Origin of the sequence: Actinacidiphila acididurans (genome assembly GCF_016918855.1) — a bacterium.
Classification (GTDB): domain Bacteria; phylum Actinomycetota; class Actinomycetes; order Streptomycetales; family Streptomycetaceae; genus Actinacidiphila; species Actinacidiphila acididurans.
This window is the reverse complement of the sequence record NZ_JADKYB010000018.1, coordinates 24,958-50,345: the sequence shown is the minus strand read 5'-3', so window position 1 is coordinate 50,345 and position 25,388 is coordinate 24,958. Positions and strand designations below refer to the sequence as shown.

The 25,388-nt window shown below is 73.0% G+C and carries 27 protein-coding genes; 11 read left to right on the top strand and 16 right to left on the bottom strand.

Annotation, left to right across the window (positions count from 1 at the left end):
• Nucleotides 1-38: 38 nt before the first annotated feature.
• The 6 genes from ygfZ to ITX44_RS28645 form a co-directional block, all read right to left on the bottom strand.
• On the bottom strand, nt 39-1,007 hold the full coding sequence (gene ygfZ, locus ITX44_RS28670; RefSeq protein ID WP_205360481.1) for a CAF17-like 4Fe-4S cluster assembly/insertion protein YgfZ: 969 nt from the start codon (nt 1,005-1,007) through the stop codon (nt 39-41).
• Between the two features lie 24 nt (nt 1,008-1,031).
• Nucleotides 1,032-1,475: a Fur family transcriptional regulator gene (locus ITX44_RS28665; RefSeq protein WP_205360479.1), complete on the bottom strand. Its 444-nt coding sequence runs from the start codon at nt 1,473-1,475 to the stop codon at nt 1,032-1,034.
• A gap of 34 nt (nt 1,476-1,509) precedes the next feature.
• On the bottom strand, nt 1,510-2,073 hold the full coding sequence (locus ITX44_RS28660; protein ID WP_205360477.1) for a heme-binding beta-barrel domain-containing protein: 564 nt from the start codon (nt 2,071-2,073) through the stop codon (nt 1,510-1,512).
• 178 nt (nt 2,074-2,251) lie between these two features.
• A complete protein-coding gene (locus ITX44_RS28655) occupies nt 2,252-3,187 on the bottom strand; it encodes a hypothetical protein (RefSeq protein WP_205360475.1) in 936 nt (311 codons plus the stop codon).
• Nucleotides 3,187-4,155 (bottom strand): hypothetical protein, encoded by a 969-nt coding sequence (locus tag ITX44_RS28650; protein WP_205360474.1) that lies wholly within the window; start codon nt 4,153-4,155, stop codon nt 3,187-3,189. The genes ITX44_RS28655 and ITX44_RS28650 overlap by 1 nt, the downstream gene beginning before the upstream one ends.
• Nucleotides 4,152-4,871, bottom strand: coding sequence for a hypothetical protein (locus ITX44_RS28645; RefSeq protein WP_205360472.1), 720 nt, complete (start codon nt 4,869-4,871; stop codon nt 4,152-4,154). Before ITX44_RS28645 ends, ITX44_RS28650 begins: the two co-directional genes overlap by 4 nt.
• A 93-nt stretch (nt 4,872-4,964) precedes the next feature.
• Between ITX44_RS28645 and ITX44_RS28640 the strand changes: the two genes are divergently transcribed.
• Complete coding sequence (locus ITX44_RS28640) at nt 4,965-5,327, top strand: DsrE family protein (RefSeq protein WP_205360470.1); 363 nt, start codon at nt 4,965-4,967, stop codon at nt 5,325-5,327.
• Between the two features lie 65 nt (nt 5,328-5,392).
• On the opposite strand, the gene ITX44_RS28635 is transcribed toward ITX44_RS28640, so the two are convergent.
• From ITX44_RS28635 to ITX44_RS28605, 8 genes are all read right to left on the bottom strand, one after another.
• Nucleotides 5,393-5,680, bottom strand: coding sequence for a DUF3099 domain-containing protein (locus ITX44_RS28635; RefSeq protein ID WP_205360468.1), 288 nt, complete (start codon nt 5,678-5,680; stop codon nt 5,393-5,395).
• 218 nt (nt 5,681-5,898) lie between these two features.
• Nucleotides 5,899-6,189 (bottom strand): DUF1416 domain-containing protein, encoded by a 291-nt coding sequence (locus tag ITX44_RS28630; protein ID WP_205360466.1) that lies wholly within the window; start codon nt 6,187-6,189, stop codon nt 5,899-5,901.
• A gap of 25 nt (nt 6,190-6,214) precedes the next feature.
• The gene (locus tag ITX44_RS28625; RefSeq protein ID WP_205360464.1) at nt 6,215-7,054 is read right to left on the bottom strand and encodes a sulfurtransferase; all 840 of its coding nucleotides are present in this window, start codon (nt 7,052-7,054) and stop codon (nt 6,215-6,217) included.
• Nucleotides 7,055-7,201: 147 nt separating this feature from the next.
• The gene (locus ITX44_RS43120) at nt 7,202-7,282 is read right to left on the bottom strand and encodes a putative leader peptide (RefSeq protein WP_355342331.1); all 81 of its coding nucleotides are present in this window, start codon (nt 7,280-7,282) and stop codon (nt 7,202-7,204) included.
• 183 nt (nt 7,283-7,465) lie between these two features.
• A complete protein-coding gene (locus tag ITX44_RS28620; RefSeq protein WP_205360462.1) occupies nt 7,466-8,164 on the bottom strand; it encodes an LmeA family phospholipid-binding protein in 699 nt (232 codons plus the stop codon).
• A 200-nt stretch (nt 8,165-8,364) separates the two neighbouring features.
• Complete coding sequence (locus tag ITX44_RS28615) at nt 8,365-10,128, bottom strand: hypothetical protein (RefSeq protein WP_307795532.1); 1,764 nt, start codon at nt 10,126-10,128, stop codon at nt 8,365-8,367.
• Nucleotides 10,125-10,385, bottom strand: coding sequence for a MoaD/ThiS family protein (locus tag ITX44_RS28610; RefSeq protein ID WP_205360747.1), 261 nt, complete (start codon nt 10,383-10,385; stop codon nt 10,125-10,127). The genes ITX44_RS28615 and ITX44_RS28610 overlap by 4 nt, the downstream gene beginning before the upstream one ends.
• A 33-nt stretch (nt 10,386-10,418) precedes the next feature.
• Entirely contained in the window at nt 10,419-11,357 is a 939-nt protein-coding gene (locus ITX44_RS28605) for an alpha/beta hydrolase (RefSeq protein ID WP_205360460.1), read from the bottom strand.
• 198 nt (nt 11,358-11,555) lie between these two features.
• Here ITX44_RS28605 and ITX44_RS28600 point away from each other — a divergent pair, with 198 nt between their 5' ends.
• From ITX44_RS28600 to ITX44_RS28580, 5 genes are all read left to right on the top strand, one after another.
• Complete coding sequence (locus tag ITX44_RS28600) at nt 11,556-12,371, top strand: response regulator transcription factor (RefSeq protein ID WP_205360459.1); 816 nt, start codon at nt 11,556-11,558, stop codon at nt 12,369-12,371.
• Nucleotides 12,372-12,414: 43 nt separating this feature from the next.
• Nucleotides 12,415-13,443 (top strand): LacI family DNA-binding transcriptional regulator, encoded by a 1,029-nt coding sequence (locus tag ITX44_RS28595; protein ID WP_205360456.1) that lies wholly within the window; start codon nt 12,415-12,417, stop codon nt 13,441-13,443.
• A 149-nt stretch (nt 13,444-13,592) separates the two neighbouring features.
• On the top strand, nt 13,593-14,753 hold the full coding sequence (locus tag ITX44_RS28590) for a S1C family serine protease (protein ID WP_205360454.1): 1,161 nt from the start codon (nt 13,593-13,595) through the stop codon (nt 14,751-14,753).
• A 368-nt stretch (nt 14,754-15,121) separates the two neighbouring features.
• Nucleotides 15,122-15,865, top strand: a complete 744-nt coding sequence (locus ITX44_RS28585) for a response regulator transcription factor (RefSeq protein ID WP_205360746.1) — start codon at nt 15,122-15,124, stop codon at nt 15,863-15,865.
• On the top strand, nt 15,862-17,295 hold the full coding sequence (locus tag ITX44_RS28580) for a sensor histidine kinase (RefSeq protein ID WP_205360452.1): 1,434 nt from the start codon (nt 15,862-15,864) through the stop codon (nt 17,293-17,295). The genes ITX44_RS28585 and ITX44_RS28580 overlap by 4 nt, the downstream gene beginning before the upstream one ends.
• Before the next feature lie 51 nt (nt 17,296-17,346).
• On the opposite strand, the gene ITX44_RS28575 is transcribed toward ITX44_RS28580, so the two are convergent.
• Nucleotides 17,347-17,775, bottom strand: a complete 429-nt coding sequence (locus tag ITX44_RS28575) for a PIN domain-containing protein (protein ID WP_205360450.1) — start codon at nt 17,773-17,775, stop codon at nt 17,347-17,349.
• Nucleotides 17,772-18,023, bottom strand: a complete 252-nt coding sequence (locus ITX44_RS28570; RefSeq protein ID WP_205360441.1) for a type II toxin-antitoxin system Phd/YefM family antitoxin — start codon at nt 18,021-18,023, stop codon at nt 17,772-17,774. Before ITX44_RS28570 ends, ITX44_RS28575 begins: the two co-directional genes overlap by 4 nt.
• A gap of 384 nt (nt 18,024-18,407) precedes the next feature.
• On the opposite strand from ITX44_RS28570, the gene ITX44_RS28565 reads away from it, so the two are divergent.
• The 5 genes from ITX44_RS28565 (at nt 18,408) to ITX44_RS28545 (ending at nt 25,246) form a co-directional block, all read left to right on the top strand.
• Nucleotides 18,408-18,902, top strand: coding sequence for a hypothetical protein (locus ITX44_RS28565; protein ID WP_205360439.1), 495 nt, complete (start codon nt 18,408-18,410; stop codon nt 18,900-18,902).
• A gap of 158 nt (nt 18,903-19,060) precedes the next feature.
• Nucleotides 19,061-20,335, top strand: a complete 1,275-nt coding sequence (locus tag ITX44_RS28560) for an MFS transporter (protein ID WP_307795531.1) — start codon at nt 19,061-19,063, stop codon at nt 20,333-20,335.
• The gene (gene mshD / locus ITX44_RS28555) at nt 20,332-21,288 is read left to right on the top strand and encodes a mycothiol synthase (RefSeq protein WP_205360437.1); all 957 of its coding nucleotides are present in this window, start codon (nt 20,332-20,334) and stop codon (nt 21,286-21,288) included. Before ITX44_RS28560 ends, mshD begins: the two co-directional genes overlap by 4 nt.
• Nucleotides 21,289-21,687: 399 nt before the next feature.
• Entirely contained in the window at nt 21,688-23,910 is a 2,223-nt protein-coding gene (locus tag ITX44_RS28550; RefSeq protein WP_205360436.1) for an RNA degradosome polyphosphate kinase, read from the top strand.
• Entirely contained in the window at nt 23,888-25,246 is a 1,359-nt protein-coding gene (locus ITX44_RS28545) for a CHAD domain-containing protein (RefSeq protein ID WP_372441017.1), read from the top strand. The genes ITX44_RS28550 and ITX44_RS28545 overlap by 23 nt, the downstream gene beginning before the upstream one ends.
• The last annotated feature ends 142 nt before the right edge of the window (nt 25,247-25,388 follow it).

The following is a 25,388-nucleotide window of genomic DNA, read 5'->3' as shown; positions in this document are numbered from 1 at the left end:
ACCGTACACAAGACCGTACAGAAGAAGGAAAGCGAAGGTCAGGGCGCGACCACGGTCTCCTGCGCGGCCGCCGTGTCCTCGGCCAGCAGCGTGGCCCCCTCCGGGGTGCTGCGCTTGACCAGGGCCAGGGCGATCGGGCCGAGTTCCCAGTGGCGGGCCGACGAGGTGATGAAGCCGACCGGGCGGCCGTCCTCCCCGTCCTCGGCGACCCGCACCGGCGCGCCGTGGCCGGGCAGCCGTACTTCACTGCCGTCCAGGTGCAGGAAGACCAGGCGGCGCGGCGGGCGGCCCAGGTTCTGCACCCGGGCGACCGTTTCCTGGCCGCGGTAGCAGCCCTTGTGCAGGTGGACCGCGCTGTCCAGCCAGCCCACCTCGTGCGGGATGGTGCGGTGGTCGGTCTCCTGGCCCAGCCGCGGCCGGTGCGCCTCGATCCGCAGCGCCTCGTACGCCAGCACGCCGGCCGCGGGGGCCGCGGTCCCGGCGAATGCCGGCAGTTCGTCGCGCGGCACGAACACGTCGCGGCCGTACGGCGTCTCGCGCACCGGCCAGTCCAGCGGGACCGCGGTGATCGAGCCGGCCGGCAGGTACACCACCGCGTACTGCTCGGTGGCGTCCGCGATCTCGACCCGGTAGAAGAACTTCATGCTCTCCAGGTAGGCCAGCAGCGCGTCCTGGGTGCCGGGCTCGACGTGCATCCACGTGGTGGTGCCGTCGTCCACCAGGTAGAGGGCGTGTTCGATGTGGCCGTGCGCCGACAGGATCAGCGCTTCGGTGGCCTGGTTCTGCGGGAGCTGCTCGACGTGCTGGGTGAGCAGCAGGTGCAGCCAGGACAGCCGGTCCGCCCCGCTGACCGTCACCACACCGCGGTGGGACAGGTCGACGAATCCGGTTCCGTCCGCGAGCGCGCGCTGCTCGCGGAAAAGGTCGCCGTAGTGGGCGGCGACCCCCTCGTCAGGGCCTTCTGCGGGGACGGCGCCGGGCAGCGACAGCAAAGGGCTCTTCGTCATGTCGTCAAGCGTACGACCGACCGCTCACCCGTCGGCGTCCGCTTCCCGTGCCTTGCGGGCGCAGTCCCGGCAACGGCCGAAAATCGCGAAGTGCTTCATGTCCGTCTCGAAGCCGAACTGCTCGCGCAGCCCCTCCCGCAGCGAGGCGGCGAGCCCCACCCCGGCCTCGGTGACCGCGTCGCAGTCCCGGCACACCAGGTGCAGGTGGTTGTGCCGGTCGGCCAGGTGGTACGTGGGCGCGCCGTGCCCGAGGTGGGCATGGCTGACCAGGCCCAGTTCCTCCAGCAGTTCCAGCGTGCGGTAGACGGTGGAGATGTTGACCCCGGAGGCGGTCTTGCGGACCTCGCACAGAATGCCGTCGGGCGTGGCGTGTTCGAGGGAGTCGACGGCCTCCAGGACAAGCTGCCGCTGCGGGGTCAGCCGGTAACCGCGCTGCCGCAGATCGCTTTTCCAGTCCGTGGTCGCCACACGGCAAGTGTAGGTCGGCGGTTGCTCCGAGCGGCTACTTGAAGAACGCGATGCCGTCGTCGGGCAGGTCCTTCAGGTCCCCGATCCACTCCCGCGGGTCGGGCACCTTCTTCAGGTGCGCGGACATGTACGGGCGCAGCTCCACCGAGGGGGTGGACTTCTCGCCCACCCACATCAGGTCGCCGTTCACATAGCCGTACAGCCGCTTGCCGCCGCTGTAGTCCGGGGCGCCGGCCAGCCGCGCGACCGCGTCCGTGACCAGGTCGATCTGCGGCTTGTCCGGGGCCAGCTCGCCGGTCCAGATCTCGGCCACGCCCTCGTCGCGGGTGAGGGTGATGTCCACCTTGCGCTCGGCGTCGATCCGCCAGAAGCCGGTCTCGTTCTCCAGCGGGCGGACCTTGTTGCCCTCCGCGTCGAGCACCCAGGTGTACGAGGTGTACGCCAGGAACGGCCGGCCGTCGTGGCTGAAGACGACCTCCTGCCCGAAGTTGCACTGCTCGGCGCCGGGGAAGTCGTGCACACCCGCGCCCGTCCAGCGGCCGAGCAGGAAGGCCAGCGGGACGAGCTGCGGGTGCAGGTCGGACGGGATCTCGATCATGTCAGCGCTGACCCTGGTAGAGCTTCTTCACCGCATAGAACGCGAAGGCGGCCACGCCGACGCACACCAGCACCAGCAGGATGTCGAAGTAGTACTCAATGTGCACGGGACGTGCTCCTCGGCGAGCGGGGACAGGCGGGTCGGGCAAAGCCGCTGCCGAGTCTAGTCCGGCCGCCGGTCACCCCAGCAGCTGGGCCTGGAGCCGTACGGTCTGCCGGAACGGCACCTCCAGGCCGGTGCCCCGGCGGGACTGGACCACGATCCCGATGGTGTCGCCGGAGCGCACATAGGCGAACCGGGTGTCGTCGGTGCCGTACGGCCTGGTCTCGTGGTAGGCGGCGACCGCGATGGCCGACGGGACCGCGGAGGAATCCACCGAGCCGTCCTCGGCCTCGTCCGTGACCCCGTCGGGCCACATGGCCTCCATCGTCTCCATGTACTGGCTCGCGTACCCGGCGCTGACGAACTGGGCCAGGTAGATCTGGGTGCGGGTGCCGTCGGGCATGGTCCAGCCGGACGCGGCGACGTGCCGCAGGCCGTTCTCCCGCAGGTCGACCAGCGCGCTGTAGCGGTCGCGCATCTGGAACCGGCGCACGAAGGCGTCCGGCGTGAGCCAGCCCTTACGGCCGGGCAGGCCGTGGTCGGCGGTCGCGTTCAGCGGCTCGGGCAGCAGCAGCGAGCGCAGGTCCACGTAGTGCAGGCCGGCGGTGTTCGCGTCGGCCAGCGGGCGCGGCTTGCCGGCCGGCAGCTTCGGCAGGACCGGTGTCGCGTACGTCCACCGGCCGTCGCCCGGCGTGCGCAGCCCCGGGATCCGGGTTCGGTCCGGCACGGTCACCGCGTACGCGGTCGCCGCCCCGAACAGCCCGAACACCAACGCCACCGCGGTCCACCGCAGCACCCCGCGCAGCAGCCTGCGCCGCGGCCGCCCCTCGCCCTCCGGCGCCTCACCGCCCGGCACGTCGGCCGGGTACGGGAACAGGTCCGGGGCCGACACCGGCAACGGCAACGGCTCGGGCATCGGGCCGGGGAGCGGATCGGGCATCGAGGCTGGCATCGGATCCGGCGCCAGGTCGTGGCCCGGGTCCGGGTACGAGTCCGGTACGAGCTGCGTCATCAGACCGCCTCCCCCGGGTCCTGGATCCGGTCGAGCTGCTTGGCCAGCAGGCCGGCGGCGGCGGTCGTGTCCATCGGCTTGGGCGCGGTCGCCGACAGGGTCACCAGCAGGTCGCCCTCGGTGGCGCGGCACAGCATCGAGTCGATCTTCTCCTCGCGGTCGGACGGGGACAGTACGCAGGTCGCGTAGGGATGGCCCGTGATCTTCGGACCGGGCCGGAAGACGTGCATCGCCTTGGTGATCGCCGCGAACAGCCGGGTGTCGTCCCTGGCCAGCACCTTGTTCCGCATCTGGAGGATCTGCACCGAGATCACCAGGTCGTCGGTGCTGCCCTGGTAGGTGCGCAGGCCCGCGCCCTCGATGTGCATGTCGCGCAGGGTCGCGTCGTAGGCCTTCCGGTCCTTGGCCGACAGCGATGCCACGTTCTGCCGCATCAGGTCCTGCGCCCGGCCGGCGTCGAGGACGGCGTCGTTCCCGTACGTCTGGATGTCCGGCCCGGGGTCGAAGTCGTCCGGGACCGGGAGCAGCATCAGGCCCAGGCTGCCGTAGTGGCTGCCGCCGGAGCGGGCGCCGAACGCCTTGGCCCGCGGGTGCGACGCCCCGGACGCGGCCGGGGCGTCCTTCGTACCGTCGCCGCCGCCCCTGGTCACGGCGTACCCGATGCCGCCGGCCGCGGCGAGGGCCACCAGCGCGGCGGCCACTCCCAGCGCGATCCCCCGCCGGCGGCGGGACCGTACCGCGGCGGCCACGACACCGGGCGGCGCCTCGGGCGGGTAGGGAGGCGAGGTCGGAGGCGGCCATGCGGCCGGGTCGAAGGAGGCGGGCGGGCCGAATCCGGCCGGCGGATCGGCGGCGGGCGGCGGACCGAAGCCGGCGGGCGGATCGGCAGGCGGCTGGTCGAAAGCGGCGGGCGGGCCGAAGGCCTGCGGGTCCTGCCCCGGCGTGGCAGGCGGGAAGTGGTCGCTCACAGCCGCACCAACTGCTTCTTCATCAGGGCCAGTACGGCCGACGCCTTGACCGGCTTGCTCGCGTCCACCCAGACCTCGACGTAGATGTTGCCGACCCGGGCCTGGCCGTGGCCGCTGTATATGGGCTCGTAGCCGGGATCCGACTGCGGGTGGGCCGAGCCCCAGACCTGGCCGTCGACGGTGCCGGGCACGTCCAGCGAGGCACCGTAGTGCGAATCGCCGCTGGCCAGGTTCGCCTGGTAGAGCATCTCCTGCGGTGTCCAGGGCGCGGCGTCGTCGCGGTACTGGACCAGGTGGACGGTGAAGTAGCTGCTCTTCCGGTCGGTCCACTCGGCATCGGCGCCACGCTGGTACTGGTGGTCGACCAGGCCGGTGAAAGCGCCCGCGGGATTCTCGAAGTCCTCGGCGTAATCGGCCAGCGACATCCAGCTCCGGTTCTCCTCCTTGTCGCCCTTGGGCGTCGGGACCAGCAGCTTGAGGAGGTCGCCCCGGTAGACCGCGTCGCGGTCCTGCGCGAGGGGCAGCGCCTTCGGCACGGGACCGGCGCCGGCCGGCTGTACGGGCATCGCCCCGGTCAGCGGCGGCAGCGGCGTGGGTGCGCGGTGGTCCTGGATGTCGTAGCCGAGTAATCCCCCGGCCAGCACGCCGAGCACTGCCGCGGACGTGGTGATCAGCGCCGTGCGCCTGCGTCGGCGCACCGCGTTCGGTTGTTTCACGTTGAAGGCCCCCCCGGGCATTCATTCCGTCACCGCACATGTATGCGTGTGACACACAAGAACCGCAGTTATATCACCGCATAGGCTGTGGCCATGGCTAATAAGCTGGTGATCAAGGTGACGGCGGGGGCGGACGCGCCCGAGCGGTGCTCGCAGGCCTTCACGGTGGCGGCGGTGGCGGTGGCCAGCGGCGTCGAGGTCTCGCTGTGGCTGACCGGGGAGTCGGCGTGGTTCGCGCTGCCGGGGCGGGCCGCGGAGTTCGAACTGCCGCACTCGGCGCCGCTGCCCGACCTGCTGGAGTCGGTGCTCGCGGCCGGCACGGTGACGCTGTGCACGCAGTGCGCGGCCCGGCGCGACATCGCGCAGGCGGATGTCGTCGAGGGGATCCGGATCGCGGGGTCGCAGGTCTTCGTCGGCGAGATCATGGCCGACGGCGTGCAGGCGCTCGTCTACTGAACCGGTCCGCCGATTCGCTGCGCCGACCAGGCCCGAACGTCCGCCGGCCGCCCACGGGCGGCCGGTCACTGTTCGTGGTGGTGGTCCTTGCGGTCCTTGCCGTCGAGTTCGGCCCACCAGTCGTCGGACTGCGGGTCACCGGAATCGCCGGGCTGCTGCTCGTCCCACCAGCGGTCGTCCGGGCCGCGCCGGTTCGCCACGATCGCGGCGATCGGGGGAATCACCATGGCCACCACGCACATCCCGATCGCGGCGGGCACGGACCAGATGCGTACGACCGCCCACGCCAGGACGAACAGGCCCACACAGGTGCCCATCATGGCGTAGTACACGTGACGACGCCGCTCCAACACACTTTCAGGGTACGCCGCGAGTGCCTCGGCGGCACCTGGCCGGCGCAGGCCCGCCGCAGGTGGGGTACGCGAGCGGTTCTCCCGCCGGACGGAGTCCGGCAGGGCGGTTCGAAGCCCGCGAGGCCCCCCGGGGCCGAGCGGTGCGAGTGCCGCAATCCGAAATAGGTCGGCCCGGACGCGGGGTGCGTCCGGGCCGTCCCTGGGTTGCCTCAATCGGCTCAAACTGCAATAGCGACTTCCGCCGCCGTGCCCTTCTGGGCGACGACCGTACGGTCCACCGTGGCGCCCGGCACCAGGGCCCGCAGGGTCCACGTGCCGGGGGCCGCGAAGAAGCGGAACTGCCCGGTCGCCGAGGTCGGGACCTCGGCCGTGAACTCGCCGCCGCCGTCGAGCAGCCGCACGTAGCCGCTGACCGGCTCGCCGTCGCGGGTCACCGAGCCCTGGATGATGGTCTCGCTCGCCACATCAATACCGGCCAGGTCCGGGCCGCCGGCCTTCGCTCCACACATATGTTTCCAGTCCTCCGCAATCAGTTCAGTTGGCGCCGAGCTCGATCGGCACGCCCACCAGCGAGCCGTACTCGGTCCACGAGCCGTCGTAGTTCTTCACGTTGGGCTGGCCGAGCAGCTCGTGCAGCACGAACCACGTGTGCGCGGAGCGCTCGCCGATGCGGCAGTAGGCGATGGTGTCCTTGGCCAGGTCCACGCCCTCGCCCTCGTAGAGCTCCTTGAGCTCGTCGTCGGACTTGAAGGTGCCGTCGTCGTTCGCCGACTTCGACCAGGGGATGTTGCGGGCACTCGGGATGTGACCGGGGCGCTGCGACTGCTCCTGCGGCAGGTGCGCGGGGGCGAGCAGCTTGCCGGAGAACTCGTCGGGCGAGCGCACGTCGACCAGGTTGAGCGAGCCGATCGCGGCGACGGCGTCGTCGCGGAACGCCCGGATCGACGTGTCCTGCGCCTTGGCCTTGTACTCGGTGGCGGTCCGCTCGGGCGACGCCGTGGCGACCAGGTCGCGGGAGTCCAGCTCCCACTTCTTGCGGCCGCCGTCGAGCAGCTTCACGTCCTCGTGGCCGTACAGCTTGAAGTACCAGTAGGCGTACGCCGCGAACCAGTTGTTGTTGCCGCCGTACAGCACGACCGTGTCGTCGTTGGCGATGCCCTTGGCGGACAGCAGCGCCTCGAACCCGGCCTGGTCGACGAAGTCCCGGCGGACCGGGTCCTGGAGGTCCTTCTTCCAGTCGATGCGGACGGCGTTCTTGATGTGGTTCTTGTCGTAGGCCGAGGTGTCCTCGTCGACCTCCACGATGACTACCTTCGGGTCGTCGATGTGGGCCTCGACCCAGTCGGCGCCCACCAGGACGTCACTGCGGCTCATGCTGTTCTCCTCCGGGGCAGTGCGGATGTGCGGATGCGCGGATCTGCTGGGCGCGCGCGGGCGCGCGAGGGGGCTGCCGGAACGGCAGGTCAGGGGCGTCGGGCGGGCCGAACGGCCGGCCTGGAGTGCACAGAAAGGCACGGGCCCCTAGGGCATGCGACAGAGCATGGCGGCCACGCGGCACAGGTCGACTGCCCGCCGCTTGGTGAGATCCGCCTGTCGCTTCATGATGTCGATCGTAGGGACACCTACGGGCGGGTGTCACCGCCGTGTCGCATGTCGAGACAAGATTGTCCGTATGGCGGTACGCCGTCCCGCCGCGGGCCGGTCGCGGCCGGTCCGGGACCGGCCGGACGGCCTCCGGAGGCCGTCCCGGCGCCGTTCTCGGACTGGTGTACGGACGCCGCCGTCTCAGTTGGCGAGAACGACGTGGTGACCGTCGGCCGTCACCGTTATCCCGTCCTGGGCGGCGGCGACCGAGGTCAGGCCGAGGCCTTCGGGCAGGTGGGCGATGGGCAGCGTCACGTCGATCTGGTGCCGGAGCTGGTTCTCCAGGCCCAGCGCCGAGAACGCGGTGGGCACCTTGTCGGCGTGCAGCGCCACGCTGTGACCGCCGTCCGCGCTCAGTGTGCTGACCACGCTGAGCTGGGAACCCAGCATCGGTCCGGACAGCCGCACCCGGGCGCCGCCGCCGGCCGCCGGGCCGCCGTAGGACACCGTGAGCCCGGGTATGTTGATGGCCTTCTGCAGGTCGGCGTAGGTGAGGAAGACCTGGCCGTCGGCCCGGTCGGCCACCGCGCTGCGGAAGCCGTTGGAGAGCTTCACGCCGTGCAGGTCGGCGTGCAGGCTCTCGAACCGCACCTGCTGGCCGTCGCTGCTCGCCGCCAGGCCCTGCGCCGACACCTTCACGTGGTCCAGCTTGCCCGACAGCACCTGGGTGAGAAACGGGAAGCCCTCGATCGACACGTGCGGTTTGCTGCTCAGGCCCTGCGTGGTCTGCGCCTGCTGGGCGGCCTTGTTCTGGGCGATCGACACGGTGATCCGGTCGGCGGCCACGAACAGGCCGAACAGGACCACCAGCACGATCAGGACGTTCCTGGCCACTCGCATGGGTACGTACTCTCCCGTTCCGCACGAGCTCGCCTCGGCTCGTCCCTCGATCGGCTTTCCGCAACGCGTGACGGACGGTAGGGATCGTACGGTTCCCGGCCGGCTGGTTTTCGTCCGGCCTGTTCGGTTTCGGTGCGAGGTGTCCGCCGGACGGGGAGCCTGCCCCGCGGGTCGCCGGTCAGGCCCCGGTCAGGCTCGGGTCAGACCAGCGCGCGGCCCAGCGCGTACACCACCGGCGCGGCGGCGGTCAGCGGCAGCGCCACCCCAGCGGTGAAGTGCACGAACCGGGACGGCCAGTCGTAGCTGGCCACCCGCAGGCCGATCAGGGCGCAGGCGCCGGCTGCTGCCGCGAGCAGGGCGCCGTGCCCGCCGCCGAAGCCCGTGGCCGGGCCGGTGGCGAGCCCGGTGGCCGTGGCCACCAGCAGGGACAGCACGACCGATACCGGTTCGCCGCCGGGCAGCCGGACCGCCCGGACCAGGGTGGCCGCGGCGACCGCGATCGCGCCGACCACCACCGGGTCGCTGCCCGCGTGCGAGGTCGCGGTGGCCAGATAGGTGGCCGCGATCACGGTGAGCAGGGTGGAGGCGGAGGTCGCGGTGAGCGAGGCGAGGCGTTCGTCGGCGCTGCCGTGGTGGCGCAGTTGCAGGACCAGCACCAGCACCAGCCACACCCCGAGGGTGCCGGCCAGGGCGAACGGCCCGTGCCGGCCGTTGACCGCGAGCAGCGCGACGTCGGCGGTCACGCCGGACAGGAAGGCCAGCACGATGCCCTGCCGGGCCGGCCACATGCCGTTCAGCCGGAACCAGCCGGCCGCGGTGACCGCCTGGAGCAGCACGAGCACCACGGCCAGCGCGGGCCTGCCCAGCGCGACGCCGCCGGCCGTGAGCAGGCCGAGCACCGCGGTCAGCGCGGCCGGCTGGATGCCCGGCGGGATGATCGGCGAGCCGGTGCGCACGGTGGCCGGCTGCTGCGGGGCGGGACCGGCTTCCTCGATCACCGGCAGCACCGCGGTGTGCTCGCCGCCCGCGGCCGGATACGGCGGGGCGCCGGCCGGCGGATACGACTGCGGCTGCGCGTAGGCGTGCGCCTCGGGCGCCATTGGCGGCGGCGCGGTGCCGTCCGCGGCGAAACCGCCGTACGGGCCGGTGTGCTCCTGGGTGCCGGCCGGGCCGGCCGGCGGTGCCTCCCAGGACTGCGCCCACGGCTGGGCCCCGGCCGGTGCCGCGCCCCAGTCGCCCGGCGCCGGCGGGGCACCGGGTGTGCCGAGGCCGCCGTCCGGCGCGGGGGCGTGCGCGGCCCAGGCGTCGCCGCCCGACGGCGCCCCGAACGCGGCCCCGGGCTCGGCCTCCAGCGGCACCTGCCCGGCCAGCGGCTCGGGCACATAGGCGTCGCCGTGGCCGTAGGAGCCGGCGGCGTTGCCGTATCCGTCGTGACCGGCGTACGGACCCTGGCCCGCGTACGGGTCCTGGGCGCCGGGGTACGGGGCCTGGCCGTAGGGAGCCTGCGCGCCGTGCGGGTCCTGGGCGGCGTACGGATCGGGCCCGGCGTACGGGTCGGGTCCCGGGTACCGACCTTGCCGAGGGCCCTGCCGGGATCCCTGCTGCGGGCCCTGCTGGGCGTACCCGCCCTGGACACGGCCACCGGCCGGGGGCACCTCCCACGCCGAAGGCTCCGGTGGGGGCACCTCCCAGGCCGAAGGCTCTGGGGGGGGCACCTCCCAGGCCGAAGGCTCTGGGGGAGGTACGTCCCAGGGGCCACCGGTTGGGGGTACCTCCCACGCCGAAGGCTGTGGGGGGGAGTCCTGCGCGAAGTGGGGATCGTGGCCGCCGTACGCCGAGGGGTCGGCGTCGTGGCCGGGCAGCGGGCCGTCTCCGTAACCGCTGCCGGGCAGGGGGCCGTCCGCGCCGCGGGCGTGGCGGGGGACGCGGCCGCCGTGGCCGTACTCGTCGGGCTGCTCGCTCACGCGCTGCCTCCCGCGAAGGGGGGAAGGACCTCGACCGTGCCGCCCTCGGGGAGCGGGACCGAGGCCGGGTCGCGGGTGCCGACCGGGTTGCCGTCGACCAGGAAGGAGCAGCGCTGCAGCACGCGGGCGAACTCCGCGTCGTGCCGGGCGCGGGCGCCGTCCAGGGCGTCGGCGAGGGTCGCGGCGCGGTACGGCTCCTCCGCCGTGCCCGCGGCGGCCTTCGCGGCGGCCCAGTAGCGGATGGTGCCTCCCCGCACGGCCGTGTCGGGTGCTGCCATGAGCTCTCGTCCTCAACTGTCGTCGGGGCCGGCGGCCCTCAGGTGTCGGTCCCGTGTCTCGGTGCCGGCGTCCATTGTCCCCGTGCCGGCGTCCATCATGGCCCGTCCGGGCCCCGGCGGCGGCACACGGTCGGCCAGCCAGTCCCCGATGCGGGACAGCAGGGCCGGGTCCGCGGCGTTCTCCGCGTGCCCGAAGCCGCGCTCTATCCACAGTTCGCTGCTGGCCGGGTCGGCCGCCGCGGCCAGCGACAGGGGGTGGTCCAGCGGGAAGTAGCCGTCCCGGTCGCCGTGCACGACCAGCAGCGGGGTGGGCGCGATGTACGGCACGGACTCCACCGGGGACGGCGGCACCGGGTCCCATTCCCGCGGGTGGATCCGGGTGTGCAGGCCGACCCGGGAGACCAGCCGGCCGGCCGGGCGGGTCACCACCCAGTGCAGCCGCCGCATCGGGGCGGTGCCGCGGTAGTACCAGCGGGCCGGTGAGCTGACCGCGACCACCGCGTCGGGGCGCACCCGGTCGGGTACCGGCTCGGCGCGCCCGGCCTGCCGCAGTACCACCGAGCCGCCCATCGAGAAGCCGACCGTGGCCACCTTCGGGTAGCCCAGCGAGCGGGCCCAGGCCACGGCCGCGTCCAGGTCCAGCACCTCCAGGTCGCCGACCGTCGAGCGGCCGCCCGAACGGCCATGGCCGCGGAAGGAGAAGGTGACCACCCCGCCGTACCCGGTGAAATGCTCGGCCGCCGCCCGGATCGCGGGCCGGTCCAGCGCGCCGGTGAAACCGTGGGCGACCACGACGGCCAGCTGCTCGACGTGGCCGGAACCGCCCCTGGGCGGGTGGTGTTCGGCCTCGACCGCGACCCCGTCCGTCGTCAACAGAACCGCACGCCGGCCACCCGATGTGGTCACGGAAACACGCAAACGCTCGTCGTCGGTCTCGGCAGGGCTGTTCATGTGGGCTATTCTTCCGTGCAAGAGGACCTGGGCAATGTCGCCCCCGGGTCCTTTCGTGCTTTTCGGCACGCGGTACGCCGCCCTCGCCGGGACCGAGGAGGGGTTCACTTTGAGCCGACCCGACCAGCAGCCTGAGCACCACCGCACGCCCGCAGCAGGCGGGACGCGTCACGTACGGACGAACGACGGGAGCGCCAGGTGAGTTCTCTCCTGCTTCTGACCAACGCCCTCCAGCCCTCCACCGAGGTCCTGCCCGCGCTCGGCCTGCTGCTGCACAGCGTGCGGGTGGCACCGGCCGAGGGCCCGGCGCTGGTGGACACCCCCGGTGCCGACGTCATCCTGATCGACGGCCGGCGGGACCTGCCGCAGGTGCGCAGCCTGTGCCAGCTGCTGCGCTCCACCGGCCCCGGCTGCCCGCTGGTGCTGGTGGTCACCGAGGGCGGCCTCGCCGCGGTGACCGCGGACTGGGGCATCGACGACGTCCTGCTGGACACCGCCGGACCGGCCGAGGTCGAGGCGCGGCTGCGGCTGGCGATGGGCCGGCAGCAGATCACCGCCGACGACAGCCCGATGGAGATCCGCAACGGCGACCTGTCGGTGGACGAGGCGACCTACAGCGCCAAGCTCAAGGGCCGGGTGCTCGACCTGACCTTCAAGGAGTTCGAGCTGCTGAAGTACCTGGCGCAGCACCCGGGCCGGGTCTTCACCCGGGCCCAGCTGCTCCAGGAGGTCTGGGGCTACGACTACTTCGGCGGCACCCGCACCGTGGACGTCCACGTACGGCGGCTGCGGGCCAAGCTGGGCGTGGAGCACGAGTCGCTGATCGGCACGGTGCGCAATGTCGGCTACCGTTTCGTCGCGCCGGAGAAGGTGGAGCGCGCCGCCGAGGAGGCGGAGCGGAGCCGGGGCACGGGCGGCAACGCACAGCCGGCGGGGCAGCCGGGCGTACCGGCGGCCGGTCCCGCGGCCGAAAACCGCAACCAGGCCCGTACGTCCGCGCAGCAGGCCGTCTGACGAGGCATATGGCGGCCGGATAGACACGCGTAGACTGCGCGTCGTGCCCAAGGTGACGCGCGACGACGTGGCCAGGCTGGCGGGGACCTCCACCGCGGTCGTCAGCTACGTCATCAACAACGGACCCCGGCCGGTCGCCCCGGCCACCCGCGAGCGGGTGCTCGCGGCCATCAAGCAGCTCGGCTACCGGCCCGACCGGGTCGCCCAGGCGATGGCCAGCCGCCGTACCGACCTGATCGGGCTGATCGTGCCCGACGCACGGCAGCCGTTCTTCGCGGAGATGGCGCACGCGGTCGAACAGGCCGCGTCCGAGCGCGGCAAGATGGTGCTGGTCGGCAACTCCGACTACCTGGACGAGCGCGAGGTGCACTACCTGCGGGCGTTCCTGGGGATGCGGGTGTCCGGGCTGATCCTGATCAGCCAGGGGCCGAGCGAGAACGCGGCGATCGAGATAGACGCCTGGGACGCCCGGGTGGTGCTGCTGCACGAGCGCCCGGAGGCCATCGACGACATCGCGGTGGTCACCGACGACATCGGCGGCGCGCAGCTCGCCACCCGGCACCTGCTGGAGCACGGCCACCCGTACGTGGCGTGCCTGGGCGGCACCGAGATCACCCCGGTCACCGGCGACCCCGTCACCGATCACGTGGCCGGCTGGCGGCGGGCCATGCAGGAGGCGGGGCGGTCCACCGAGGGCCGCCTCTTCCAGTCCCCGTACAACCGCTACGACGCCTACGAGGTGGCGCTGCGGCTGCTGTCCGGCCCGGACCGGCCGCCGGCCATCTTCTGCGCCACCGACGACCAGGCGATAGGGGTGCTGCGGGCGGCCCGCGAGCTGCGCATCGAGGTGCCCGGCGAGCTGGCGGTGGCCGGCTTCGACGACGTGAAGGAAGCGGCGCTGGCCGACCCGCCGCTGACCACGGTGGCCTCCGACCGGCAGGCGATGGCCCGGGCGGCGGTGGACGCGGTGCTGGACGACTCGCTGCGGGCGCCGGGCACCCGGCGGGAGCGGGTGCGGCAGTTCCCGTCCCGGCTGGTGGTCCGCAATTCGTGCGGGTGCGAGGCGGGCTGAAGCGGGGGCTGAGGCCGGGTTCGAGACGGGGTCCGAGACGGGGTCCGGTCACCTGATCGGATCTTCCTTATATCGGGCATACACCCTTCTGCCGGGCTTCTCAGCGCACGCTCAGGAAGCTCTCATGAAACGGCTGCACAGTCGTAGACATGAGAGAAGAGAGCTACCGCACCGGCGGCGAACCCGAGCACCCGCACGACCCGCAGCTTCCGCTGCACTTCGGCCCGACCGTCCCGGCCCCCGGCACCCCCGGCGGCGACGGCACCTCCGCGTACGGTGACCCCTACGCCTCGGGCCCCGCCGGCTCCGCGCACTCCGCTTCGGCCACCGGTGAGCCGGTGGACCCCCCGCAGTACCCGGCCGCGCCGCCTGCCTGGAGCGAGCTGCCGCCGCCGCAGGTGCTGCCCCCGCACCGGCGCCGGGCCCGCCGCCCGTACGCGCTGCTCGCCGCGGTCGCGGTGGCCGCGGGCGTGATCGGCGGCGGCGCCGGCGCGCTGATCGGCAACGCCACCGGTGACTCCGGTAAGCAGACGGCCGCCTCCGTCGCGGCGGCGACCACCGCCTCCAAGATCGACGGCAGTGTGGCGAGTGTCACCAAGGCGGTCGACCCCAGCGTGGTGGAGATCAACGCCACCTCGGCCGACGGCAAGGCCACCGGCTCCGGTGTGATCATCACCTCCGACGGCCAGATCGTCACCAACAACCACGTGATCGCCGGCGCCCAGTCGGTCTCGGTGACCTACACCAACGGCCGGTCCGCCAGCGCGACGGTGGTCGGCGCGGACCCGCAGAAGGATCTGGCGCTGATCAAGGTGCAGGGCGCCAGCGGGCTGCCCGCGGCCACCCTCGGCGACTCCAACGCGGTCGCGGTCGGCGACCAGGTGGTGGCCATCGGCTCGCCCGAGGGGCTGAGCAACACCGTCACCAGCGGCATCGTCTCCGCGCTCAACCGCGACGTGACCGTCCCCGTCGAGGACGGGCAGAGCGTCCAGAACAACCCCTTCGGTGGCAACAGCGGCCGCTGGCCGTTCTCCTTCGGCGGCAACCAGTTCAACGGCGACACCGGCTCGTCCACCACCACGTACAAGGCGATCCAGACCGACGCCTCGCTCAACCCGGGCAACTCCGGCGGCGCGCTGATCAACATGAGCGGCCAGATCATCGGCATCAACGCGGCGATGTTCTCCGACTCCTCCTCCTCGTCCGGCGGCGACTCCTCAACGGCCGGCAGCGTGGGCCTGGGCTTCGCCATCCCGATCAACACGGTCAAGGCCGACCTGGCCCACCTGCGCGCGGGCGGCACCAACTGATTTTTTGCCGCGCCTTCGCCTCCGGTCGCTTGAACCCGGTGTGGGGGTCCCCCCGGACGAAGTCTGGGGGAGGTCGATCGTGCTCGGTCGCTCTCCCCCAGACTTCGGCGCGGGACCCCCATCACGACACTGCGCGCTCCCCCAGGCCTTCGCCTGGGGGTGCCCCCACCTTTCGACACCGGCGCGACCCGCGGCCGGAGGCCGCTGATGAGCACAGCGACTCAGTCGCTACGAGGCAGGGCGGCAACCGGTCACTGAACCCGCGCACCCCACCGGCGCGGCTGTGCGAGGCTGAGAGTGTCCGTACTCCAGCCGCGTCAGCCGCGCCCGGCATGACCAGCATCTTCAGCAGTGAGGTAACCGAGACCATGAGCCCCGGCTCCGGCGAGAGCGGCGAGGCGCCCGCGCGCATCCTGATCGTGGACGACGAGCCCGCCGTGCGCGAGGCGCTGCGCCGCAGCCTGACCTTCGAGGGCTACGACACGGACATGGCCGCGGACGGGATGGCGGCGCTCGAGCGGGCCGACGCGTACCACCCGGACGTGATCGTGCTCGACGTGCTGATGCCGCGGATGGACGGCCTGACCACCGCCCGGCGGCTGCGCTCCACCGGGGTGACCACGCCGATCCTGATGCTCACCGCGCGGGACACCGTCGGCGACCGGGTCACCGGGCTGGACGCCGGCGCCGACGACTACCTGGTCAAGCCGTTCGAGCTGGACGAGCTGCTGGCCCGGCTGCGGGCGCTGCTGCGCCGCTCCTCGTACGCCACCACGGCCACCCAGGCCGGCGCCGACACCGCGCTGACCTTCGCCGACCTGCGGATGGACACCACCACCCGGGAGGTGACCCGGGCCGGCCGGCCGGTCGAGCTGACCCGCACCGAGTACACGCTGCTGGAGCTGTTCCTGACCCACCCGCGCCAGGTCCTCACCCGCGAACAGATCCTGAAGTCGGTCTGGGGCTTCGACTTCGAGCCCTCGTCCAACTCGCTGGACGTCTACGTGATGTACCTGCGCCGCAAGACCGAGGCGGGCGGCATGCCGCGCGTCGTCCACACCGTGCGGGGCGTCGGCTACGTGCTGCGCGCCCCGGAGGGCTCCTCCGCGTGAACCGGCTCCCCCTGCGCTCCCGGCTGACGATCCTGACGGCCGCGGCCGTCGCGGTCGCGGTCGCCCTGGCCGCCCTGGCCTGCTGGCTGATCACCCGCAACGAGCTGAACTCCCAGATGGACGGCTCGCTGCGACAAGGCCAGGAGGTCGCGCTGCGCGCCCTGAACGACAACCTGCCCAGGGGCGGCCTCGGGCGCTGCGTGCCCAGCCAGATCGTCGGCCAGTCCAACCAGTTCGGCGTCAACCCGTCCAACGTGCTGGCCCAGCTGGTCACCCCCGACGGCATCGCCTGCCCGATCACCGGCGGCGGCACCTTCGCCGTCAACGCCACCGACCGGGCGATCGCCGCCGGCTCCCAGCAGCAGCCGCGCTCGGAGATCCACACCGTGCACGCCGCTCATCAGCACACCCTGCGCGTCTACACGGCCAGCACCAACATCGAGCTGCTCGACGGCCGGCCGCTGGCGCTGTCGGTGGCCCGTCCGCTCAGCGACGTGACCGACCCGCTGACCACCCTGGCCTGGGTGCTGCTCGCGGTGGCCGGCGTGGGCGTGGTGGGCGCGGCCAGCGCGGGCCTGTGGATCGCGCGGACCGGGCTGCGGCCGGTGGACGCGCTGACCCAGACCGTGGAGCACATCGCGCGCACCGAGGACCTGAACGTGCGGATCCCGGTGGAGGGCGAGGACGAGATCGCCCGGCTGGGGGCGTCCTTCAACGCGATGACCGCGGCGCTGGCCTCCTCCCGGGACCGGCAGCAGCAGCTCATCGCGGACGCCGGGCACGAGCTGCGCACCCCGCTCACCTCGCTGCGCACCAACATCGAGCTGCTGGAGCGCAGTGAGGCGACCGGCCGGGCGCTGCCGCCGGAGGACCGGCGGGCCCTGCTGGCGTCGGTGAAGGCGCAGATGACGGAGCTGGCCGCGCTGATCGGGGACCTCCAGGAGCTGTCCCGCCCGGACACCGGCCCGAACCTGACTGTGGTGCCGCTGCACGACGTGACGGCCACCGCGCTGGACCGGGCCCGGCTGCGCGGCCCGGACCTGAAGCTCATCTCCGAGCTGGCCCCCTGGTTCGTGCGCGGGGACGCGGCCGCGCTGGAGCGGGCGATCGTGAACCTGCTGGACAACGCGGTGAAGTTCAGCCCGCCCGGCGGCGAGATCGAGGTACGCCTGCGCGACGGCCTGCTCACCGTACGCGACCACGGCCCGGGCATCCCGGCCGAGGAACTCCCCCACGTCTTCGACCGCTTCTGGCGCTCCCCCTCGGCCCGCAGCCTCCCCGGCAGCGGCCTGGGCCTGTCCATCGTGGCCCGCACCGTCCAGCAGTCCGGCGGCGAGGTCTCCCTCGCCCCCGCCCCCGCCGGCGGCACCCTGGCCACCATCCGCCTCCCCGGCGCCCCGACGGCCCCCCCGGGAGAGCCGAGCGCCTGATCACCCGCACAGTACGACCGGGCCGGCTTCACCGAGGGGAGGTGGGTGGGTTCACAGATCGTCCGGGAGCAGGCGGAAGGCGGTGTGCCCGGTCAGCGGTCGCACCATGCGGAAGTGACGGCGGTCCAGCGTCAGAATGGCGTCCGTACGGTACTCGGCAGCCATGACGACGTTCATGGTGTCCGTGAGGCCGATCTGCGGGTACCGCCGCATGGTCACCAGCGCCGTCGACAGATGCGGCTCGGCCTCGGGCACCGCGTAACGCCGGACGGCGACACGGTCGCGAACATGGGCCAGCGCTCCCTGCGCCGCCGCCGCGCCGATCCGAGTGCTCAGCAGGTAGTCCAGTTCCGCCAGCACCAACGGTGTCACCACCAGATGAGCGGTGGCCGCCACAGCTTTGCGGCACGCTTCGTGCTGGGCGTCACCCCGGTCGTAGTAGGCGTACAGGCCGGACGTGTCGGCGATGGTCACGGTCACGAGCCGAACCCCTCCAGATAGTCCGCCCGACCGGCCGACCAGTCCACGGCTGAAGCGCTGTCGAAGACGGGCGCCTCGTCGTCCTCACCCATGGGGTCGGTCGGATACAAGGGGACGTCCTGGTCGCCCACGGGAGCGAGCACGGCGACCGGCCGCCCGTTCTTGGTCACGGTGATGCGCTCACCGCGTTCTGCGGCGGCGAGGATTCTCGATGCGTTCTGGTTGAACTCGCGGGCGGTCGTCTCCATGTAGTACAGGGTACTACCGCGTGTCGACCTTGAACCACCCGTCCCTGCCCATGGCGGTCGGCACCCTCTGACGCGTCCGCCCCGGAATATCCCGTTCACGCAACGAAATTCCTTGCCTGCATCCTTTTGATACGGGCGTGGGTCGTATGGAGGGGATGACGGGATTCGGCCTGGGGGGGCGGCTCGATGAGGAGAGCGTTGGTCGCGACGGTGTGCGGTATGGGGTTGTTGGCGCTGTCGACCGCAGCTGTGCAGAGCGGCGAGCACGGGGAGTCAACTGCTGCGCACAGCCGCTCCCCTCGGCCGAAGCCGACGGCGCCCTTTGTCGCCGGGCCAGGGCACGCGGTGGAGGCGCAGGGCCGACTCGGGCCTGGGGACGGGGAGTTGGTCTCGCTGATCCGCGACATGCCCCCTCCCGGCGGGAGTCCGCAGCCGCGGCAGGACGCCATGGTGGTGATCCACCGGGTGCCCGGGGACGGCGGCGAGGCGGGGTGGATCTCCGGTGACCACTACTGCCTGGGCTACTACCGCAAGGCGCTCAAGGAGGTGCTCTGCGGCACGTACCGTCTCTCCGCGGGGTCGTCGGTACACGCGCTCTATCCGCTGAGCACCGTTGACAATTTCTCTCCCCGCCCGCGCGGCACCAAGCCCCCGTTCTGGGTGGCCGTGGCCGTCGTGGGCCATCCCGGCCCCTTCCGCCTGGTCGGGGACCCCCACCACCGGATCGACCTGCACCAGGCACGTGCCGCCCTGGAATTCGACCGCCCGGTCACGTTCCTGGCGTGGAGCATCGCGGCCGATATGGGGAGGGAGCAACCCCTGATCTGCGACGCGCATGAGATCCACTGCCTCGACATCGACGGCACGCTGACTCCCTGATCCCGGGACGAACGCCTTTCCCTGCGCCTCCTCGGCTCCGGGTGGCCGGATGACACCCATCACGCGTCCACCATATGGAATGAACTGTCTCGAAAATCGGACCCCGGCGCATAGTGGTGAGCACCGTCCGTGGAGGACTCCGTCGAGGAGGTGGGACCGTGCGCCGGTGGCTGATGCTGGCTCTGGGGACCGCGGCGCAGACCGCGGCCTGTGCGTTCGTGTACGGAGTGCCGTATCTGGCCGACGAGTTGCGGCACCGGCAGGGGCTGACGCTCACGCAGGTGGGGGTGCTGGTGGCGTGCCCGACGGCCGGGCTGGTGCTCGCGCTGTACGCGTGGGGGGCCGCCGCCGACCGGTTCGGGGAGCGGGTGGTGATCGCCTGCGGGCTCGGGGTGGCGACCCTCGCGCTGGCCGGGGCGGCCGCAGGGGCGCACGGCATGGTGCCGCTCGGCGCGCTGCTGGCGGTCGCGGGGGCGGCCGGGGCCTCGGTGTACTCCGCGAGTGGGCGGCTGGTGATGGGCTGGTTCGGACGGCGCCAGCGCGGGCTGGCCATGGGCATCCGGCAGACCGCGACCCCGCTGGGCATGGGGGTGGCCGCGCTGGCGATGCCGCCGCTGGCCACGGCGCACGGGCTGGGCGGCGCCCTGGGATTCCTCGCCGCGATCACCGGCGTGATGACCGTACTGATCGCGGTGTTCGCCGCGAACCCGGCGCGCCCGGAGCGGGCCGCGGCCGGCCCGGCGGCCAACCCGTACCGCGGCTCGCGCACCCTGCCGCGCCTGCACGGCTCGGCGGCCCTGCTGGTGGTGCCGCAGTTCACCGCGGGCGCGTTCGCGCTGGTGCTGCTGACGGACGTGTGCGGCTGGTCACCGGTGCACGCCGGGCAGCTCATCGCACTGGCCCAGGCGCTGGGCGCGGTCGGCCGGGTGCTGGTCGGGCGCTGGTCGGACCGTACCGGCAGCCGGCTGCGGGAGATGCGGCAGCTCGCCGTGGCCACCGCCGCCGTGGTCGCCGGGACCGCGCTCGCCACCGCCTTCCCCTCCCCACTCACCCCGGTCCTGCTGGTCGTCGCCATCGCGATCACCGCCAGCACCAACGGGCTGTCCTTCACCTCCACCGCCGAGATCGCCGGCAGCGCCTGGTCCGGCCGAGCCCTCGGGCTGCACAACACCGGGCAGAACCTGACCGCGGCCCTGGTGCCGCCGGCCGCGGCCGTACTGATCTCGGCCACCGGTTACTGGCCGGCCTTCGTCCTGGCCGCCGCAGTCGCGGCCCTGTCGGCCACGATCGTCCCGGTGGCCGCCGGGCCCGGCGGGGCGAAGGACATCGCGGACGGCGAGCACGAAGCTCAGCCGGGCCAAGCGGGGCACGACGGGCAGGAGGCGGATGCCTCGCAGGTCACGGGACCCGGCCGCCGTACGATCTCCGCATGAGCGACCGGCGCATCGAGGCTCTGACGGAACTGGACCAGGCCACCGCCGACGCGGTGCTCGGGCTGATCGCCGCCGCGGCGGCCGAGGACGGCCAGCCCGCCGTGTCGGAGCAGGGCAGACTGCACGTGCGGCGCGGGTCCCGCGAGGGCATCGTGCACCTGCTGCTGTGGGCGCCCGGCGCGGACGCGGACGGCCCCGCCGGGGACGAGGGCGAGGCCGAGGGCGAGGTGCTGGCCGGGTACGCGCAGATCGACGGGAGCGACCCGGTGGAGGCGCCGGTCGCGGAGTTCCTGGTGCACCCGCGGCACCGCTCGCACGGGCACGGCCGGGCGCTCGGCCACCGGCTGCTCGGCGAGACCGGCAAGCGGCTGCGGGTGTGGGCGCACGGCGGCCACCCTGCCGCCCGGCACCTGGCCCTCCAGCTCGGCCTGAAGCTCTTCCGCGAGCTGTGGCAGATGCGCCGCCCGCTGGACCCGGCCGACGACGGCCTGCCCGAGCCGGTGCTGCCGGCCGGCGTCACCGTCCGTGCCTTCGTGCCCGGCCGGGACGACGCGGCCTGGCTCCGGGTGAACTCCGCCGCCTTCGCCCACCACCCCGAGCAGGGCGGCCTCACCCAGCGTGACCTGGACGACCGGATGGCCGAGCCCTGGTTCGACCCGGCCGGCTTCTTCCTGGCCTTCCGCGGCGAGGTACTGACCGGCTTCCACTGGACCAAGGTGCACGCCGAGGAGGGCCTGGGCGAGGTCTACGTCCTGGGTGTCGCCCCCGGCGAACAGGGCGGGGGCCTGGGCCGCGCCCTCACCACGATCGGCCTGCGCCACTTGGCCCGCGACCGGGCGCTGCGCACCGCGATGCTCTACGTCGACGCCGACAACGCGCCCGCCGTCGCCGTCTACGAACGCCTCGGCTTCACCCTCCACGAGACGGACCTGATGTACCGCACCGAGAACTAGCCGTGGGGCCGGGCCGGACCGCCGCCCGGCGCCCGGCAGGGCGGCGGCCCGGCAGGGCGCGGGGTCGCGGCCTCGGAGCCCGCTCGCGGGCGCGGTCCGCGAACCTCAACTGCCCTGGCCCGACCGGAAAGCACCTCTCGCCGGGCGGCAGTCCGCAGGCGTGCGGCGACGTACTCCGGAAGTGTCTCGCTTGCCTTACGGCCATGCGCTCGTTACCGGCGATTCAACCGCCCTTGCGAGCATCGCAGGATGCAGCCCGCTGCCCCACCCCCCTCTCCCCCGCCCGACCTGCCGAAAGTCACCGGCACCCGGGACAATGGAGTGACGGCTGATGGCCACCTCGGCAAGGCCGCCGGCCGCGCGTACCACGTGCCGGAACCTGAGGAGGGCTCGCACACCATGGCCCAGACGAATCACCCGAGTGTCCCCGCCCAGCCCCTGTCGGGGGAGCCGGAGGGGGCGGCCGACGGCGTTTTCCGGCCGCGCCTGGTCAGCCCGCCGGAGCCGGAGCTGCCGGACCTGAGCGGAGCGGGCGAGGAATTCGGGGAGGAGCTGCCGCCCGGCCGCTTCCTGGACCGTGAGCGCAGCTGGCTGGCGTTCAACGAGCGGGTGCTGGAGCTGGCCGAGGACCCGGCCACGCCGCTGCTGGAGCGGGCGAAGTTCCTGGCCATCTTCGCCAGCAACCTGGACGAGTTCTTCATGGTCAGGGTGGCCGGCCTCAAGCGCCGCATGGCCACCGGGGTGGCCACCCGGTCGGCCTCGGGGCTGCAGCCGAAGGAAGTACTGGACCTGATACTGACCAGGTCCCGCGAGCTCATGGCGCGCCATGCCGCCTGCTTCCAGAACGACGTCGCCCCGCAGCTCGCCGACGAGGGCATCCACGTCATCCGGTGGGGTGAACTCACCCGGCAGGAGCAGGAGCGGCTGGCGATCCTGTTCCGACAGCAGATCTTCCCGGTCCTCACCCCGTTGGCGGTCGACCCCGCGCACCCCTTCCCGTACATCTCCGGGCTCTCGCTGAACCTGGCCGTGGTGGTGCGCAACCCCGTCTCCGGGCACCAGCACTTCGCCCGGGTGAAGGTGCCGCCGATCCTGTCCCGCTTCCTGGAGGCCGGCCCGCAGCGGTACGTGCCGCTGGAGGACGTGATAGCGGCGCACCTGGACGACCTGTTTCCCGGCATGGAGGTCATCGACCACCACATGTTCCGGGTCACCCGCAACGAGGACCTGGAGGTCGAGGAGGACGACGCGGAGAACCTGCTCCAGGCGCTGGAGAAGGAGCTCATGCGGCGCCGCTTCGGCCCGCCGGTGCGGCTGGAGGTCGAGGAGTCCATCGCGCCGCGCGTGCTGGACCTGCTCGTCCACGAGCTGAAGATGAAGCACACCGAGGTCTACCCGCTGCCCGGGCCGCTGGACCTGACCGGCCTGTTCGCGATCGCCCAGCTGGACCGGCCGGAGCTGAAGTACGCCAAGTTCATCGCCGGCACCCACCGCGACCTGGCCGAGGTGGAGTCCGCCTCGCCGCCGGACATCTTCGCGGCGCTGCGCGAGCAGGACGTGCTGCTGCACCACCCGTACGACTCCTTCTCCACCTCCGTGCAGGCCTTCCTGGACCAGGCCGCCGCCGACCCGGCCGTGCTGGCCATCAAGCAGACCCTGTACCGCACCTCCGGCGACTCGCCGATCGTGGACGCGCTGATCGACGCGGCCGAGGCGGGCAAGCAGGTGCTGGTCCTGGTCGAGATCAAGGCGCGCTTCGACGAGCAGGCCAACATCAAGTGGGCCCGCAAGCTCGAGGAGGCCGGCTGCCACGTGGTGTACGGCCTGGTCGGCCTGAAGACGCACTGCAAGCTGTCGCTGGTGGTGCGCCAGGAGGGCGAGGTGCTGCGCCGCTACAGCCACGTCGGCACCGGCAACTATCACCCCAAGACCGCCCGGCTGTACGAGGACCTGGGCCTGCTCACCGCCGACCAGCAGGTCGGCGCGGACCTGTCGCACCTGTTCAACCGGCTGTCCGGGTACTCGCGCCGCGAGTCGTACAGCCGGCTGCTGGTGGCACCGCGCAGCCTGCGCGAGGGGCTGATCCGGCGGATCATGGCGGAGGTCGAGCACCACCGCGCGGGCCGTCCGGCGTACGTGCGGATGAAGCTGAACTCGATCGTCGACGAGGCCCTCGTGGACGCCCTTTACCGGGCATCGCAGGCGGGCGTGCCGGTGGACATCTGGGTACGCGGGATCTGCGCGGTACGCCCCGGCGTGCCCGGCCTGTCGGAGAACATCCGGGTCCGCAGCGTGCTGGGCCGGTTCCTCGAACACTCCCGGGTGTTCGTCTTCGCCAATGGCGGCGAGCCCGAGGTGTGGCTGGGCAGCGCCGACATGATGCACCGCAACCTCGACCGCCGCATCGAGGCGCTGGTCCGGGTCGCCGACCCGGCTCACCGCGCCACCTTGAACCGCCTGCTGGAGACCGGGATGGCGGACACCACGTCCTCCTGGCACCTGGCGGCGGACGGGAACTGGACCCGGCACAGCACCGACCCCGACGGCCGGCCGCTGGTCAACGTCCAGGAGATGCTCATCGACGCCCGGAGGCGCCGGCGTGGCCCATCAGCAGCTACCTGAGCAGGCGCAGCAGCTCCCTGAGCAGACGACCGCCGCCGCGCACCACCACGCGGTGGGCGGCGGCACCGCGGGCGGCGCCAGCCCGCCGCCGGCCCCGGCACCGGCCCGGCGCGGCCGGGCCCGCGGTGCCACCGCCGCCGCGGCAGTCACGAGAGACGTGACGACGACGGCAGTGACGACGAGCAGTGCGCCGCCGCGCGACCGCACGGCGGCCGGAACCACGGGGAGCAACACAGTGGCCAGCGGCAAGGCGGCGCCGGGCGGCGGTCCGGCCCACGGCGGGACGATCGGCACGGTCGCGATCTCCGCCGGAGGGGCGTTCACCGCCTACCTCCAGCAGCAGGCCACCGCCTTCCTGCGGGGCCTGAGCCTGCGCGGGGAGAGCGAGACCGAGGCGGACGCGCTGCTGCGCGGCAGTGCCCGCCGGATCGCCGGGGTCCTGCACACGTACGCGCCGCTGGCCGACCCGGGCTGGGCCGAGCCGCTGCGGGCGGAGCTGGCCTGGCTGTCGGCGACGCTGGGACGCGAGCCGCAGTACGCGACGCGGCTGGCCCGGCTGGTGGACGCGCTGCGCCGGCTGTCGGCCGCGGGCACCCCGGAGGCGGTGCTCAGCGCGGCGCTGCCGCTGCCGTCCGACGGGCCGCCGGCCGAGGTGGCCGCCGCGGGCGGCGGGGCCGCACCACTGGCGCTGGGCGCAGCGAGGGCCGCGGCCCTGCTGGAGCGGCAGCTCACCCTGGCCCGCACCCGGGCGCATTCCGCGACCCTCCAGGCCATGGGCTCCTCTCGGTTCCACGGGCTGGCCGACTCCATCGCGGTGCTGGCCTCGGAGGTGCCGCTGACCCCCGGCGCCGCCCAGCCGGCCCACGAGGTGCTGCCGGCCCTGGCCGGGCAGGCGTACCAGCGGCTGTGCGACGCGGCCGACGCGCTGCCGCTGCACCGGGCGGCGCTGCCGTACAACGCCGAGGCGGTGCAGGCGGCCCTGGGCGCGGAACTGACCGCCGACCTCCAGGACGCGCCCTGGCACCAGGTACGGATCCTGCTGCGGCTGGCCCGCTACGCCGCGGAGGTGCCCGGCGCCGAGCCGCGCGCCGACGAGCGGCTCGGCGATGCCGCGACGCTGCTCCAGCGGCACCGCGAGGCCAGCGAGTCCGCCGCCGCGGTGGCCTCCGCGGCCCGCACCCCGCGGATCGCCCCGGCCACCGCCTACGCGCTCGGCGTGCTCCACGCCGACCAGCGGCACGAGGTCGAGGCGGCCCGTTTCGCCTTCTCCCGGCTGTGGCAGACGCAGGGGCAGGACGCGAATGCGGCGCCCGCACCGGGAGTACGTACGGAGTAACGGAGCAGGCGACCGCACGACAGCCACGTACACGGGGAACGCACGGGCAGGTATGACTCGACCGGAACACCAGGAGCACCAGGCGCAGCACGACCAGCACGTGCCGCATGACGAGCGCGTGCCGCACGACCAGCCCCATCAG